Annotated in this window: 11 protein-coding genes; 5 read left to right on the top strand and 6 right to left on the bottom strand. The window is 65.8% G+C overall.

Going from position 1 to position 15,204, the window contains the following annotated elements; genetic code table 11:
- Positions 1-64: 64 nt before the first annotated feature.
- The gene (gene mobF, locus SPF06_RS19050; RefSeq protein WP_323280734.1) at positions 65-3,115 is read right to left on the bottom strand and encodes a MobF family relaxase; all 3,051 of its coding nucleotides are present in this window, start codon (positions 3,113-3,115) and stop codon (positions 65-67) included.
- 1,015 nt (positions 3,116-4,130) lie between these two features.
- Between mobF and SPF06_RS19045 the strand changes: the two genes are divergently transcribed.
- Genes SPF06_RS19045 through SPF06_RS19030 form a run of 4 tightly spaced genes read left to right on the top strand, consistent with a single transcriptional unit; the run spans position 4,131 to position 11,294 of the window.
- On the top strand, positions 4,131-5,519 hold the full coding sequence (locus SPF06_RS19045; RefSeq protein ID WP_323280733.1) for a DNA cytosine methyltransferase: 1,389 nt from the start codon (positions 4,131-4,133) through the stop codon (positions 5,517-5,519).
- On the top strand, positions 5,516-7,402 hold the full coding sequence (locus SPF06_RS19040; protein ID WP_323280732.1) for a DUF262 domain-containing protein: 1,887 nt from the start codon (positions 5,516-5,518) through the stop codon (positions 7,400-7,402). Before SPF06_RS19045 ends, SPF06_RS19040 begins: the two co-directional genes overlap by 4 nt.
- A 3-nt stretch (positions 7,403-7,405) precedes the next feature.
- Positions 7,406-10,207: a Z1 domain-containing protein gene (locus SPF06_RS19035; protein ID WP_323280731.1), complete on the top strand. Its 2,802-nt coding sequence runs from the start codon at positions 7,406-7,408 to the stop codon at positions 10,205-10,207.
- Between the two features lie 16 nt (positions 10,208-10,223).
- The gene (locus SPF06_RS19030) at positions 10,224-11,294 is read left to right on the top strand and encodes a PD-(D/E)XK motif protein (protein WP_323280730.1); all 1,071 of its coding nucleotides are present in this window, start codon (positions 10,224-10,226) and stop codon (positions 11,292-11,294) included.
- A 45-nt stretch (positions 11,295-11,339) separates the two neighbouring features.
- Here SPF06_RS19030 and SPF06_RS19025 read toward each other — a convergent pair whose 3' ends face one another.
- The 5 genes from SPF06_RS19025 to SPF06_RS19010 form a co-directional block, all read right to left on the bottom strand.
- On the bottom strand, positions 11,340-12,344 hold the full coding sequence (locus SPF06_RS19025) for an IS3 family transposase (protein WP_428985802.1): 1,005 nt from the start codon (positions 12,342-12,344) through the stop codon (positions 11,340-11,342).
- A 10-nt stretch (positions 12,345-12,354) separates the two neighbouring features.
- Positions 12,355-12,669 carry a transposase gene (locus SPF06_RS22180; RefSeq protein ID WP_428985801.1) on the bottom strand — a complete coding sequence of 105 codons (315 nt, stop codon included), beginning with the start codon at positions 12,667-12,669 and terminating at the stop codon, positions 12,355-12,357.
- A 126-nt stretch (positions 12,670-12,795) separates the two neighbouring features.
- The gene (locus tag SPF06_RS19020) at positions 12,796-12,933 is read right to left on the bottom strand and encodes a hypothetical protein (protein WP_323280729.1); all 138 of its coding nucleotides are present in this window, start codon (positions 12,931-12,933) and stop codon (positions 12,796-12,798) included.
- A gap of 263 nt (positions 12,934-13,196) precedes the next feature.
- Positions 13,197-13,763 carry a DUF6036 family nucleotidyltransferase gene (locus tag SPF06_RS19015; protein ID WP_323280728.1) on the bottom strand — a complete coding sequence of 189 codons (567 nt, stop codon included), beginning with the start codon at positions 13,761-13,763 and terminating at the stop codon, positions 13,197-13,199.
- Positions 13,760-14,344, bottom strand: a complete 585-nt coding sequence (locus SPF06_RS19010) for a helix-turn-helix transcriptional regulator (protein WP_323280727.1) — start codon at positions 14,342-14,344, stop codon at positions 13,760-13,762. Before SPF06_RS19010 ends, SPF06_RS19015 begins: the two co-directional genes overlap by 4 nt.
- A 120-nt stretch (positions 14,345-14,464) precedes the next feature.
- On the opposite strand from SPF06_RS19010, the gene SPF06_RS19005 reads away from it, so the two are divergent.
- Positions 14,465-14,620: a hypothetical protein gene (locus SPF06_RS19005; RefSeq protein ID WP_323280726.1), complete on the top strand. Its 156-nt coding sequence runs from the start codon at positions 14,465-14,467 to the stop codon at positions 14,618-14,620.
- Positions 14,621-15,204: the final 584 nt, after the last annotated feature.

Genomic DNA, 15,204 nt, shown 5'->3' with positions numbered 1-15,204 from the left:
CTTGGCACATACAAGGGCCACGCCCCGGTGCGGTCACTTTGCCACACGACGTTCGCTGCCTCGATCAGAGGCTCGGGCCGTAGGCCTCTCCGCGGGGTACGTGCCCTCGTATGGTCGGGCGCTGGGCTTCGGCATTCTGGGCCATGCGGGCCGCGGCCTTCCGCGCCTGGGCTGTCCGGGTGCGCTCGATGCGGGCGAGGGCGTCGCGAGGGGCCAGCGACCTCAGCGCCTTGGCCTCGGTTCGCGCGCTTTCTGCAGTCTTTGCCCAATGGCGGGCTTCGCGGTCTGGGTTGGCGCGTTCGAAGCGCCCGGCCGCTCGGCGGACCTGTTCTACGCCGAATACGCGGGCCATGGCGGCCAGTCTTGCCGACCTGAGGGACGGCGTCGGGAGCCGTCTGCCCGGTAAGACGAGAAGGTCGGTGACGTGTCCCCATTGGGCGGCCCTACGCTCGGCGGCCTCGGCGCGGGCGATGAGCGCAGCGATTTCGTCTCGAACCCGCCTGGCCGGGCCGTCGTCGACGAGGCTGCGAACCGCTTCCTGTGCGCGGTCTGTGGCGACGGCGAGCCCGCGGTCGGCGCGGTCGCGTCCCATCGCGGCGGTGAACTGTTCCCGGGCATCCGCAGGGTCCCCGGCGACGACGTGTAGCAGGTTCTCCTGGCGGCCGCGGGTCATGCCGACGTAGACGGCCGCCGCGCTCGTCTGGTCGGTGAGCAGCGTGTGCGACGTCGTCACAGTCGCGCCCTGGGCACCGTAGGCGGTCGCCGCGTAGGCAAGGTGCGCGTGCTCTGCCACGTAGTCGGCGGGGAGGTGGACGCTGGTGTTGCTCCGTCGGCCTGTGCCGGTCTCGCGCGCCCACAGTGATCCGTCAGCTTCGACCTGCTGCACGGTCCAGGTCTGCCGGTTGGCGACGCCGAGGCGGGTTTCGTTGCGTCGGGTCTGGATCAGGTCGCCCGATCCAATGCTCAGGCGGTCGCTGCCCGTGGCTGTGCGGGTGCCGTCGACGACGCCCTGCTCCATTCGGCGGGCGCGGATGCGCTCGTTGAGGGCAGTGGCTTCCTCGATGGTCGCGACGGTGATCGCGTCGCCATCGCGGGCGGTGACGGCGATGTGCGCCTGGGCGTCGTCCGCGTCTGCGTGGATCCGGACGAGGCCGAGTGCGGTGAGCTGGTCGAACACGGCGCCAGGGTCGCGGCCGTCGCGCATCGCGATCGTGAGGTCGGCGTAGGCCGGATCGGCGAACCGGTGCACACTGGTCATCAGCCAGGTGCGGCCGCGGAGCTGGGCGGCCATGTCGAGCACTCCCCCGCGGCCCACTGAGGGAAGCTGCGCCCGGTCGCCGACCAGCGCCACGGTCGCGTCCGACTCCTTGGCGAGGGTGAACAGGGCGAGCGCGGTGTCCTGGTCGAGCATCCCGGCCTCGTCGACAACGATCCGCTCGCCCCGGCCGATCCGTACCGCTGCGGGCGAGCCGTTGTAGCTGCGTCCGGTCTCGGGGTCGATTGCGCCGGGGGCGAGGCGGGTCCATACGCCGTCGGCGTTCCATCGCCAGCCGTGCGCGTGCACGAGGGCTGCAACCGAGTCCGCAGGCACGTCGAGTTCTTCGGCGGCGACCTGTGCTGCTTTCTTCGTCGGGGCGACCACCCGCACGGGACGGCCTTCGCGTTCGGAGGCGGCGATCGCGGCGGCGAGCATCGTCGTCTTCCCCGCACCGGCGGCGCCCTCGACGACGACGAGCGGATCCCTCGATGCAACAGCCGCGGCCGCTTCGCGCTGGTCGGGATCGAGGCCGTCGGCCTGGGCGAGGCCGCCGAGACTGGGGCGCTCGGGCTCGGCGTCTGCGACGCGGGCGGCGAGGAGGTCGCGGAGCTCCGTCTCGGCGCCGATCACGCTGACGCTCGTGAGGTGGGCGACGTGCTCCGGTGCGGGTGCGCCGGGCGGCAGGAGCGAGAAGCAGTCCTCCAGCGCGAGTCGGGTCGCGAGCGCGATGAACTCCCTCAGCTCGTCGCCGGCTGCGCGCACGCAATATTCGGTCAGCAGGCCGGTGATGTGCTCGGTGACCGTGTGCGTAGTCCAAGCGGAGGCGCCGGCCGCGCAGCGGTCTAGGGCGCGGGAGGCGATCTCCGCGATCGAGAGCTCGTCGAGCGCAACCACCGCGGGCGGTGCGGCGCGTGTCAGGGTTGCGGGGTCGTATCCGGCCTGACGGAGTTCGGCGATCCACGTCGCCTCCTCGGAGCGGGTGGTCGGTTTCTTCGCGGGCCGCTCGTGCGCCCACGCCTTCGCCTGTAACCTCGCGGTGACCGCCGGCCCAGGGGTCTCGCCGGGGTGCACGGCCTCCCATTCGGCGGTCAGGCGGGCGAGGTTCCGCTCCACCTGGGCGGCCCTCTTGCTCATCGCCGCGTTGAACGGCTGCAATTCGGCGACCTCGCCGGTAGCCGGGTCCAGTGTCAGCCCGTGCCGGTGGAGCACCTTGGCGAGCACGGGATGGGCGGCGATCACGGTGGTTCCGAGGGCGCGGATTGCGCCCTGCTGGGCGAACAGTGCAGTGGTGTCGAGGGCACGCCAGGCACCGGCCGCGCGCACCCGGGCGCCGATCTGGAGGTGGATGTGCCGGTGCGGATCCCCCGACCGGCTCGTGCGGTGCCCGACTGCGACAGTGTGCAGCTCCTCCACCGGCACCACCTCCTGCGCGCCGCGCGGCCCGACCCGCGTCACCGAATGGACGGCGAGCCAGCGGCGGATCTCGGCTGCCGCGTCCTGCTGCGCGGCATCGAGCGCTTCCGACACCTCCGGATGCAGGGCAGCGGCGATGGAAAGGGACTTAGGGGCGTTGACCACTATCTCCGCGAAGCGCGGCGATCCCCCACGGCCCTCCCCCGCCTGGCGCGGGACACCCAGCCGTTCCCCGGTGACCGGGTGCGCCCAGTCCACCCACGCCGCGTACGCCTCCGGGGCGAGCTCACGGACGGCCGTGACCTCGCCGTCGCGGCCGAGCTGGACGAACTCGGCAACGGCCGCGTCGGTGAGGTAATAGTCATCGGCGCGCGAGCGGTCGGCTTCGACATACCGCCGCGCGGCCCCGCCGTCCCCGCGGAACAGCGTCACACCGCCCCTCACGCCCGCCTCCCTCACCTCTGCGAGAGACAGGTGCGCAGCACCTACCGGCGGTAGCATGCGTCCATTCAGAAGATCGTGCCGAATAGCAAGACCTGTTCGGCGGATGCTAGGCGTCAGCGGGGTGCGATCAGGACGCGCGTCCGCGATGGCTGGGCGTGCAGATTTGGGCGCGCTTCAGGTGTTTGAGTTGTGGCACCTTTGCGTGCATTTTCATCATGCGGGTCTTACGTGCCTCGTACAGCCAGCGATCTCAACGACCGACACCAGGTCAGGCACCGAGTGGCGGTGGGCCGGCTTACGGGCAACCTAAGAGGACCTTTCGTCACCTACGTCCTCGCCGACTCAGTCTTCAACCGATCTGCAGGGGTTTGGTCAAGCTCTGGGCTTGCTAACCGCAAGGAACGGGACAACACGCCCGACCGCAGGCTGAGGATCAATTACGCGTGATCTCAATGTACGGCTCCGCCAGACTGGGATCTTCCCAACTGTCTGGTCCCACATCGCAGGCATGTAGGCTCCAACGATGTCTTCTGACGGCCACCGGAGGAGCGCCAGAAGACCTTGCCCGTTGGCAAGCAGGCGCCCCAACGCCAAAGACGCCTGCTTGCGCATTGCCTCCAGACGAAGCCGGGCACTCCGGCAACGTCACCCTCTACCTGCCAACGGATCTGAGCCGTTGACTGACAGAGCATCACGACGCTTCCCGAGTCTCGTAACTTGCGCCGAGGAATCCGAGAGCCGCGAAATTGAGGGGCGCCCCAGATTGCAGACCGTGGCCGGCCGACCCCCGGAGCGGTGAAGACACTGGCCCAGACAAAGCTTCACCACGGTGAGGGGGTCTAGTTCCCTCATGGAACAACCTCTGGTGGCAAAAAGTAGCCTCGGCTCTGCCAATTCGACGTGCCCGGCGTTTCGGGTGCGGATTATGTCGCTCCCAGCTGACACAATGCGAGTTGGCACGATGCTCGACAAGCATTTCGCCTGACTTGCCGGGTAGCGGACGGGGACTGGGGTAGTGGGAACAAGCAGCGGAACCTTCCGGTTCATCGACCTCTTCGCTGGGCTCGGTGGGTTCCATGTCGCTCTCGATGAACTGGGCGGCCAAGGTGTGTTCGCGGCCGAGTGGGAGCCGACGCTGAACGCCCTCTATCGGGACAACTTCGCCATCCGGCCTTGGAGCGACATCAACGACCTGGGCTCCGACGAAGACGTTGCACGGGAGGTCCCCGACCATGAGGTGCTGACCGCAGGGTTTCCGTGCCAACCCTTCTCCAAAGCCGGCGACCAGATGGGCTTCGCGGACACCGCCCAGGGGAACCTCTTCTTCGCGGTGCACCAGATCCTCCGGGTCAAGCGGCCCCGCAGGTTCATCCTCGAGAACGTCCCGAACATCCTGAACCACGACGGGGGGCGTACCAAGAGGACGATCATCGCGATGCTGCAGGAGCTGGGCTACGAGGTCGACATCGAGCATTTCTCGCCGCACGAGTTCGGCATCCCACAGGTTCGGGACCGCGCCTACTTCGTGGGGTCGCTCGACGGACTGGATGGGTTCGAGTGGCCCACCAAGCACAAGGATCCCACCGACATCACCTCTGTGCTGCGCCACGACGTGCCTTCTAGCCGTCCCATTCCCCCGAGTACGTTGAACGCCATCGACATGTGGGGCGACTTCCTGAAGCGGTCGCCGGCTGACCTCAAGATGCCGTCGTTCCCAATCTGGTCGATGGAGTTCGGCGCTACCTATCCGTACGAGGACGAGACGCCTGCAGGCGTCTGGACTCGTCGCTCGAAGCACGGGCTAAGTGGAATGCACGTCGGCGGCAGCTTCGGCTTCAAGCTCGATGGCCTCACCATCCCCGACCAACAGGCCCTCATCCCAAGCCACGCTCGTCGGGAGAGCGACTTCCAGTTCCCGAACTGGAAGCGTGGCTTTATTCGTCAGAACCGCAAGTTCTATGAGGACAACGTGGACTGGATCGAGCCGTGGCTCAGAGAATGGCGTCCGTGGGAATTCCACTCCAGCTTCCAGAAGCTGGAGTGGAATGCGCAGGGGGAGGAGCGCGACATCGACAACTTCGTCCTGCAGATGCGCGCCTCCGGCGTCCGCGTCAAGCGACCGACTACGGCTCCCAGCCTGATCGCGTTCACACAGACCCAGGTACCGATCCTCGGGGCCAACTTGACAGGCCAGCGGCGCTACATGACACCCGCCGAGTGCGCCGAACTTCAGAGCCTCGGCGGCATCCAGCTTCCCGCCTCCGAGCTCGCTGCCTACAAGGCCCTTGGGAACGCCGTGAACGCCCGTGTCGTCAAGGCAATTGCCAACAGCCTCCTGGACGGGCTGTGCGACTCACCCGCGTCCCCCCACACTGACCACGAACTCCTGGGAGCCATCGCGTGACCGAAAATCCTGCCGTTGACGAGATCGACGAGGAAGACCCCCGCACGCAGTTGTGGGAGAGCATCGCTAATGGTATTTCGACCTTGTCCGAAATGGCAGATACGCCATCGGGTGTCACCGCGGCATCTATGCCGATCAGCAGCGACGACATCGACATGTCTTCTGACTCATGGATGTCAGAGCTCGCGGAGGTTCAGGGTTGGCTTAATCTTGCTGAGCAGTTGCCCAACTCCGGCCGCGAAGACTTCCTCGGCAGCCTCGTCTCCAGTCTCGAGCTGGATACTGCTGAAGCGATCGACACGACGACCTCCCCAAGTGAGTTGACGCCGCGAGCGCTCGAACGGCTCAACGAGCGCATTGAACTAGCATGCCGGCTGCAGCAGTCCTTCGTCGAGGACCTCGAGTCGGAAGGTGCTACCCGCGCGGCGGCGACGAGCATCTGGTCGGCGGCTTGGGAGGAGTCCGATCCTGGGGCGCAACAACTCAGCACCGAACCGGTCATTGCAACGGCCGAGGTGTGGCCGATCATCCAGCTCACGGACTCCGATCTGAACCTTACGCCTTCGTACCAGCGGGGCGACGTTTGGACTACGGCCGACCGGCAGGCCCTGATCGAATCCGTTCTTCGCGGCATACCCCTCCCGTCCATCATCCTTCGTGAGGTGGGCGCGTCCGACCCTCAAGAAGTCGTCGATGGCAAGCAGCGACTAACCGCACTGTTGCGATTCGTGGGCACCCACCCCGTCGCCTTGGCGAAGGTGCAGGAGGCGGACTCCAGACACCCTGGCAAGGACCTGCTCAAGAACTTCTCAGAGGACTACCTCAAGTTCCGCAAGGCGTGGAAGACCTTGGAGGGCGAGACGCTCACCGCGGCCCTGGAGAACGACTACTACTTCCCCTTCAAGCTGCGCAACAACGACAGCGGCGGCCTCAAGGGCCATGAGTTGGAGCCCCTCCAAGGGAAGTACTACACGCAGATCGTCGACAACGTGATCAATGTCGCGGGGGCGGGGATGACGGTCAAGAAGCTCTTTACGAAGGTGGTCGCCTACAAGGTTCCCGTCATCCTCTACACGCAGGCAGACCCAAGACAGATCCACGACGTCTTCAAGCTCTACAACAAGCAGGGTGTGCACTTGAACGCGGAAGAGATCCGCAACGCAGCCTTCCACGAGATCGAACTGACGCCTGCGATACTGCTCGCGGCCGGCGACGCGGATCCGCGTATCGAGACCAAGGACATTGCCCCCTCGCTCGTCGACGTCCCCCACCTTGGGAGCCTCGGTGAGGCTCTCAGGGGCTATGGCTTCGGCGTCACTCGCTATCGTCGGACGAAGGTCGTCTCCTGGATCCTGTCGCTGCTCCTACTTGACACCGAAGGTGAGAAACTCAAGACCACCGCTCGGCATATCGACGAGTTGCTCACGAGGGTCCAACGCAATGACGTGGACCCGCTGCGCAATAGGAAGATCCTCGCCGAACTCTTCGAGTGGTTGGTCAGGGCTGTCGACCTGCACGGCCGCCATCCCGAACTGTGGTCAGAAGCGTTCATGGATGGTGGCAGCGGGGCCAAGTGGCAGGAACTCCAGCTCGTGGGCTCACTGGTTGGCATCGCATTCGCGCTCGCCGCCTCTCCCGACGACATCGAGGACCGTATTGCGCGGAATGCCGACAGGATTTGGGAGGCCAGTAACGCCGATTGGGAGCGCATCCGGAAGGCCCAAACCAAGACCCAGTGGAGTTACATCGCGCGCATCGCCAAGGGAGTGATCGAACTCCTCGACCTCGACCCTAGCCAGGCCTCCGGTGCCGTCAGGGATCGCTTCGGATCATCGGGCTACGAATCGCTGCAACGGATGGTCCTTTCGGGGGATCAGCAGTAACACATGCATACGCCACCGCCCACCGAACGCGTCTACTTCAATCCGCCCGACCTGGCTCCGGCGGACACATGGTGGTCGCGCTACGAGGCGCAACTCCACGGCTTGAGCCCTACCGCCAGGGCTTCCGTCGAGGCCGACAGTCGCTACATCCTTGAGCGCGGCATCCTCGGCGACGGAGATCCTGAGCCGCTTGCATGGCCGTTTAGCCGCGTTCGGACCGGGCTGGTAATGGGGTCGGTCCAGTCCGGCAAGACCGCCTCGATGCTCGGCGTCTCCGCCCTGGCCATCGATCATGGGGTAGACATAGTGATCGTTCTGGCCGGAACTCGGCTATCCCTTTGGCGGCAGACTTATAGTCGTCTGGTCGAGCAGCTCGACTCAGGCCCGGACAACGCCGTCAAACGCTCAAGAAGGCTCCTCTGCCCTGCGGCAGGGATAGCCCTCTCCGAGGGCACCCATTCGCTGGACAGCATGTACCGCCTGATGCCGGCCACCGTAAAGCAGCGCCTAGCGCAGCGGCAGCCGATCATCATCGTGGCTATGAAGCAGACGCACCATCTGCGTGCGCTCAGCGATAGCCTCCGTAAGTCAGTCTTCAACACGATTGGTGAGCTCGACCGTCCGGTCCACATGATTGTCTTGGACGACGAGGCCGACGAAGGGTCGATCCTTGACGCGGTCGCGGAGTCCAGTCAAGACCAAGTCTATGGAAACCTCAAGCAGATCCCGCGTGCCATCGCCAACCTCTGGGACCCGCCCAAAGGCTCACCCAAGAACCTCTTTGCCACTTACATCGCCTACACGGCCACGCCCCAGGCCAACCTCCTTCAGGAGGACCACAACCCCCTCGCACCTAGGGACTTTTTGGTCTCGCTGAGAACCCCGCTCGACATAGGCCACATGGTCGACACAGCCGAGCCCCGCAATCTTGATGCACCTCGCTCGTCGACGTTCCCGGAACCAGCAGGAATGCCAGCCTTCTACACCGGGGGTGAGGTCTTCTATCGCCGCGGCAAACTGGCACGTCTGTGCCGGCCTGCGACCAATGACCCAAACGACGACCGCGCTCAGGCGGTGCGAGCGTTCCTGGTGGCAGGCGCGATTCGCCTCCACCGCTCCCGTCGCGTCGGCCCGGCCACGGCGGCCACCATGCTGTTCAATGGCGCCGAGGAAGCCGAAGCAACAGTCATGGCGCCGCACTCGATGCTTTTCCACCCGTCGGCGAACATCCAGGACCACTTCCAAGCGGCCGAGGACCTTCTCGTGTGGGCCGGTGTTCCCGACAGGCGCAGCGCCCGTCGGCTGCTCGATGACGGGGAGGCGCGCCTGCCATCTCAGTTGATTGCCACCCTCACCACCCACCCCTCATCGTGGGAGGTGTGGCTCGACCGGTACGAGGCCTCGGCCCGCGCGGTCGAAACCGAGTTCAACATCGTCCACCCGACCCAGTTCCCGGACTGGCCGACGCTTAAGGAACTTCTGGCCGACGAGATCATCCCCGGCACCCGGGTCTCGGTGGTCAACAGCGATCCGATCGCTGACGACCGCCCGTCCTACCGCGCGACCCCCGACCCTGCGTCAGGCCAGTGGAATGCGCCTCGGGACCTATGCACGATCTTCGTGTCCGGCAACGTCATGGCGCGCGGTCTCACCCTCGAGGGGATGACCACGGCATTGTTCCAGCGGTCTGCCAGCACCCCGCTGGCTGACACCCAGATGCAGATGCAGCGCTGGTTCGGCTACCGGGGCTCCTACATCGAACTGTGCCGCGTCTTCGCGGCGTCCGATCAACTCGGCCTCTTCAGCGCTTACCACGACACGGATGAGGCGATTCGGGGCGCCATCATCGAGCGCATGATGGGTGGCGCGCCCGAACCCGCGGTGCTGCAGGGGTACAACTTCGCCGCGACGGGAAAGATCACCAGTACGCGTAACTATCCTCTCTCGCCGGGTGCGCGGCCATTCCTGACTGTCCTCAACAGCGGGGGTCGGCCAGACCCGAATGCGCAACTCGTGGCAGATCTCTTCAAAGCAGGTCCTTCGTCGCCACTCGTCGCGGGAGGAACGGTGCGCGGCCAAATCCTGGATCAACCGCTGGGTCTTAATGAGGTGGCCGACTGGCTGGACCAGCTGAAGTACGACGCCTACGCCCCTGGAACTGAAAGCCCCATCTCCACTCATTGGTCACAGATCGAGGCCCGCGTGGCCGCGATGGGCCCCTTGGCGAATCCGGGTCTCTATAGGCCACCGGTGTCCGGAGGCCAGGGCGATCCGACGCGGCGTCCCTGCCCGTACGCGATCGCCGCTTACCTCCGGCTCTGGGCAGCCAGCTTGACCCGCCCGGTTCGAGGACTGTTCGTCACCGGCGAGCCCGGGCGGTTGTGGTCCATGTCTGACCTTCAGCAGAAGCGGGTCCAGCAGCCCCGCTTTTGGGTTGGTATCCGCTTCGGGGACGGCCAGACCGTCAAGAGTGGTCCCCTGTCGCATCTGGCCTTCCCGGTCAGGACCACCACCAAGAACGTGGAGGCTGGGGAACTCACCACCACTTGGGGGGCCAGTGATCCGACAGCAGGTCCAGGCCAGTACCGCAGCGATCTTTACTTCGACTACTACCACCGCAACGATCCGTTGCCCTCGGTACGGGGGGACTCCGCTTGGCGGCCCGCTGGCTCCGACGGTCAGATCTTGATCTACATCAATCAGCTCAAAGGCCAGCCCCACCCCACCATCGCCGTCGCTCTGTGTATCCCGGCTGGCGGACCCGAGCAGTTCGCGGCCACACGCGCCGGTGTCCTGTTGAACTGAGAAGAGAGACGGTCCCATGACCACTTACGAGGAAGTCCTCACCCAGATCACCGCGATCCCCAAGGGTGTCGAAGGCCGTGATCGCACGATCCAGTGGCTCACTACGTCCCAGATCGTCGGTGCCGCTCGCGACCATCTGGGGCACGTGGAGTTGTTCCTGACCGGCCCTGCGCTCCAAGCCAGAACGAAGACGGTGCGTGACGCAGTGCAGCACCACTCGTGGCATCGCGAGAACGCGTCAGCTCTAGAAGCCAACCGAATCCTTTTCCCCGCCTTCGGTCACTACGACCAGGTCTGCGCCCTTATCAGCACTGAGTTGCTCCGCGAAGGAGCAGATAGAGACCTACCGCGGGCCTTCGCAATAACGGAACCGATTATTGAACTCGCCATCAAGAGGCTCGAGCTCTCCCAAAGCGCGCTGCTCGGTCTTGCAGGAGAACTTCTGCTCCTCGATGCCGTATTCCGCCACGCCGACGAACAGTACGTCGGCCAACTCGTCCAGGCGTGGGACGGCTGGCGACGCTCCTCACGCGACTTCTCTTGGGACGGGACTGGTGTGGAGATCAAGACGACGACCGGGCGCACCTCGAGCCACACCGTCCAAGGTTTGCACCAGATCGAGCCGCTCCAAGCCACCGACGACGTACCCGGCGAGGACAGGCTGTTGCTTGTAAGTGTCGGGCTCCAACTGTCCGAACCCAGTGCCAATTCCTTCACGGTGCCGCAACTCACCCAGCGGATCATGGAGCGCATGGAAGGCACGGGAAAGGGAGGCGCCGTGGCGGACTTTTTGGCACACATCGCCAGCTACGGGTCCGAATCAGGCTTCGGCTACCACCACACGACGATGTCGAATGACGCCCCCTTCACCACCTCGTTTACGCCGGCCTTCGTCCGGTGCTACAAGATGGGGGATCCTGCGGTGGAGGTGCTCAGACGCGACGACGTGGTGAGCCACCACCACGTGGATGCCCAGTCCGTGACCTTCAGGATCAACCTGCCGGCGACGATCAGCGCCGACAACCCCGTGTCCGGAATCCACCGGGTGGCCGTGGCGATTCTTGGCGGTGAACCGCAAGTTCAGTGAGGCAAAGCCGCGGCGGGCGCTTCATCCATCAAACCCAGGGGCACTTCAGACTGAATCGCCCCCGGGTTTCGTGGAGGCTCGTTTAGTTGGTTCCCGCGGGCGCAGGCGCCTTTGATTCAACGTAGTCGCTGACGGCGTCGGATGCCCAGGGTGGCCTCGAACTCGCTCGGCGGGACCTGCCCGAGCTCGCCGTGGAGGCGCCGGTGGTTGACCAGTCGACGTACTCGGCGACCGCCAGTTCGACGTCGACGACGGACTTCCAGCCGCCTTTGGGCGCATCGCCGGGTTGCGGACGCACTCGGCCTTGAACAGCGAGTTGAACGCCTCGGCCATGGCGTTGTCGTACGAGTCGCCCTTCGAACCGACCGAGGCGACGGCCTCGGCCTCGGCGAGGCGTTCGGTGTAGCGGATCGCACGGTACTGGACTCCGCGGTCGCTGTGATGGATCAGTCCGGCGGTGTCCCGTCCCGATCGCCGGCGTTCCCACAGGCCCATGTCGAGGGCGTCCAACGCCAGGTCGGTGCGCAGCGACGTGGACACCTGCCAGCCGACGACGACCCGGCTGAAGACGTCGATGACGAAGGCTGCGTAGGTCCAGCCGGCGTGCGTGCGGACGTAGGTCAAGTCCGCAACCCAGAGCTGGTTCGGTGCCTCGGTTGTGAACTTGCGGCTGACGAGGTCCTCCGGGCGCTCGGTCTCGGCACCGTCGCCGTTGGTGGTCCTGCGGAACTTCTCCCGCCGGATCCCGTGCAGGCCCTCGGCGCGCATGAGCCGCTCGACGGTGCACCGCGCGACCGCGATACCCTCGCGGTTGAGCGCGGCGTGACCTTCCGCACCCCGTAGACACCGAGGTTGGCCTTGTGAACGACCTTGATGTCCTCGACCAGCCCCATCACGCAGGGTGCGCGCAGACGGCTCCCGGGTCTTGAAGGCGTAGTAGGTGCTCGGGGCGATCTTGGTCCCGGCCTGTGCCAGGACCTGACAGATCGGCTCGACCCCGAACCGGGCGCGGTGCCCATCGATGTACTCGACGAGCACCGCGGTCGGCATCTGGGCTACTTCAGCTTGCGGTCGAGCTCCGCCGCGGCGAAAAAGCCGACGCGGTCCTGAGGATCTCGTTCGCCCGCCGTAGCTCGCGGTTCTCCCGCTCCAGTTCCGCAATTCGCCGAGCGTCGCCCGTAGTGGTGCCCGCCCGCACGCCGCCGTCGACCTCCGCCTGCCGGACCCAGTTCCTCAGGGTCTCGGGATGCATGCCCAGCTGCTCAGCGACGCGCTTGATCGCACCGGCCTTCGTCCCGGGGTCCTGCCGCAGCTCAAGCGCCAACCTCGTGGCCCTCTCACGCAACTCGTCGGGAAACTTCCTGGGTGCTGACATGACTCTCATCCTCCATGGATTGAGAGCCTCCACCAGACCCGGGGCGATTCATGGTGCTCGGGTGCATCCCCTTCTGTTCGGCTTCTGGCCTCTGCGGTTTGTCCGCGAAATGAGTTCCAGCCGCCCCTAGGAGGTCTTGGTCTGGATGAGCTGCCAGCCGTCGGGGATCTGTGCCTCGAGCCTGGTCCGGCTATCCTGGTAGTCCTCGGCCTCGACTGTAAGCCCGTCTGTTTCCGAGGGACGAATGATTCCCGTGATCTGCACTGACCAATCCTAGGCCTGCGCTGGATTACACCTCTGCTACCCAGCCTCGGCCCTAACGGCCGCGGGGTCGGGGTCAGGGCGGAAGTGGGCCAGCCGAATGGGGGGCGGAAGGCGATCCCTATGCGGACAACGCCGGGGTCAGGCCCGTAGAAAAGCACCATCTTCGATGACAGACCTGAACCCCCGGTGGGGGACGCAAGCCGCGAAATGACGGGGTTCGCAAGTTGGTCCCTAGGACCAAGTTGCTTGGCAATCTACACCCGTCAACCGGCGTCCCCCATCATCGGGGGCGGATCCGGAGCAGGCATCCCGATCGCCTCCTGAACGATGAGCACGGCGTCCTCGCGATCCGCACGCGTGTACGCAACGTCGTCGTCCCCGTACTGGTCCTCGGCGATGCGGGCGGCCTCCTCGGGGCCGACCTCAAGCCTCTGTGCCAGGTACTGGATGTCAAGCAGGTCCCGATCCCGGCCGGCGCTCAGCTTCATCGCCAGAAGTGTCTCGGCGGAGGCCGCACGAGCATGGATCGGGGCGTCGAGGTCCACCTCGAGCCAGGTGGCACCCGGCGGTATCCACGCTGTCGCCGAGGAGTTGATCCAGTCCGAGGGCAGTCCGTACTCCGCAGCCATCTCCCGGGCCACAGCCTCGACCTCCGCCGGGTGCGCGTAGGAGGCGTCGATGTCCTTGGTGCGCCGGCGGGTGCTCCCGGTGAATGCGATCGCCGCGCCGCCGACGATGCGGATGTCGCCGTCGACGCCGCGGGCAGCTAGCCTCCTGCCGAGCTCTGCGAGCAGGGCACGGATCTCCTCGAGGCCGAAGTCGTCGGTCACCGGTCGGCCAGGGACTTGTCGTTGAGGAAGATGTTGAAGTCAGCCAGCTCCTTGGGTGTGCGCCTGACCGTCAGCCGACGGTAGGCGTCGCCCAGGACGCGTGTGTCCGCCGCGGGGAACCACGCAGTCGGCAGCCTCTTGCCCCAGCGCGGCTTGGCGCCGGTCCCGCGGACGGCGATCCTAGCCCCGGCTGCAAGGAGAGCGTCCCAATGGGCGTCGCCGGTACTCCGGGGCTTCTTGAGCGTCTTGGGTGCCATGCTGCGCAGGCGCCTGGTCGCATCGAGGGCGAGGCGCAGCGCCATGTCGGTGTCGCCGCGGGCAAGTTCCCTGCGGATGCCCTCGGCTCCCTCTTCCAGCACTGTCTGGGGCGAATCATCAGGAGACATCCATGACAGGCCGAGGACGGACGCGACGGCGAGGGCAGTGCCCAGGGCGGCGCCTTCCTTCCCTGCTTCGAGGTCGAGGATCAGCTTCCTGGAGACGCCTGCCCGCTCGGCCAGGTCTGCTTGGCTGAGGCCTCGAGCAAGGCGCGCTGATCGGATGGCGGTGCCCAGGTCCGCGGCGGTCTTGATCGTCCTCATGCACCCAATTGTGCCACCGATCGGTGACATATTGCACGCCCGCGTTCCGTTGCCGAGCCGCTCACAGGCCTGGTAGCCCGCCTCGCCCACGCAGCTCTCGGCGCCGTCGGACACGGCGCAGTGCGTTTCCTGCTCCCCTTCGACGACTTCGAGCCGCCGGTGCTGCCCTCCGACCTGGAAAGCTACAAGCGCTACCGTCAGGACAGCCTCAAACTCTTTGAGGCACGCCGCTTCAGTATTCTGGACGAGATCAAGCGCCGCTGCGCGCTCGACTGATCACCAAGTCCGGGACTAGAGGTTCGCGAACGACATGCTGGTGGGGCACAGGTAACCCTCCGGCTGGCGTATTGGCCACACCGCGGCCTGCGATTTGACCCGATGCCGCAATGCCCGGTGAAGGATCCTCTACCGGGCATCAACCACACCAGCCGCCCACAGGGGTGAGCGGCAGCCCGCTTCGGCTTCCGTCCGTGTCGGCGCTCGGCCGTCACGGGCCTCACATCCATAGGCCTTCCAGAACCGGGGCGGGTGGGCTGAGCACGTCTGATCCTGGCCCGCACCGACCTCGATTGCCGGGGAGCGCGTGTGCACCTATCTGCTGGGAGGTGCCGCTTTTGATGGACACAACGAGCTGCAAACGGAGAAACCGGTACGGGTTCACCGTGCTGGAATGGACGGCGACCGCGGTACAGGACATCCCTGGCGAACCGTTCGGCGACCTCCTGGCCGACGACCCGTCGCGTCATCCGGAGGCCTCACGGTTCACTGGACAGTGGATAACCCCAGGTCAGCAATGCGGTGCCTGCGGCACACCGTGATGCGCGAAGATTCTCGGAAGCGTTCCGTCCTGCTGTGTTCAC

The sequence above is a fragment of the Sinomonas terricola genome, assembly GCF_034931225.1.
GTDB classification, from domain to species: domain Bacteria; phylum Actinomycetota; class Actinomycetes; order Actinomycetales; family Micrococcaceae; genus Sinomonas; species Sinomonas terricola.
The sequence above is the reverse complement of the archived record's forward strand: the minus strand, read 5'-3'. Positions and strand labels throughout refer to the sequence as shown.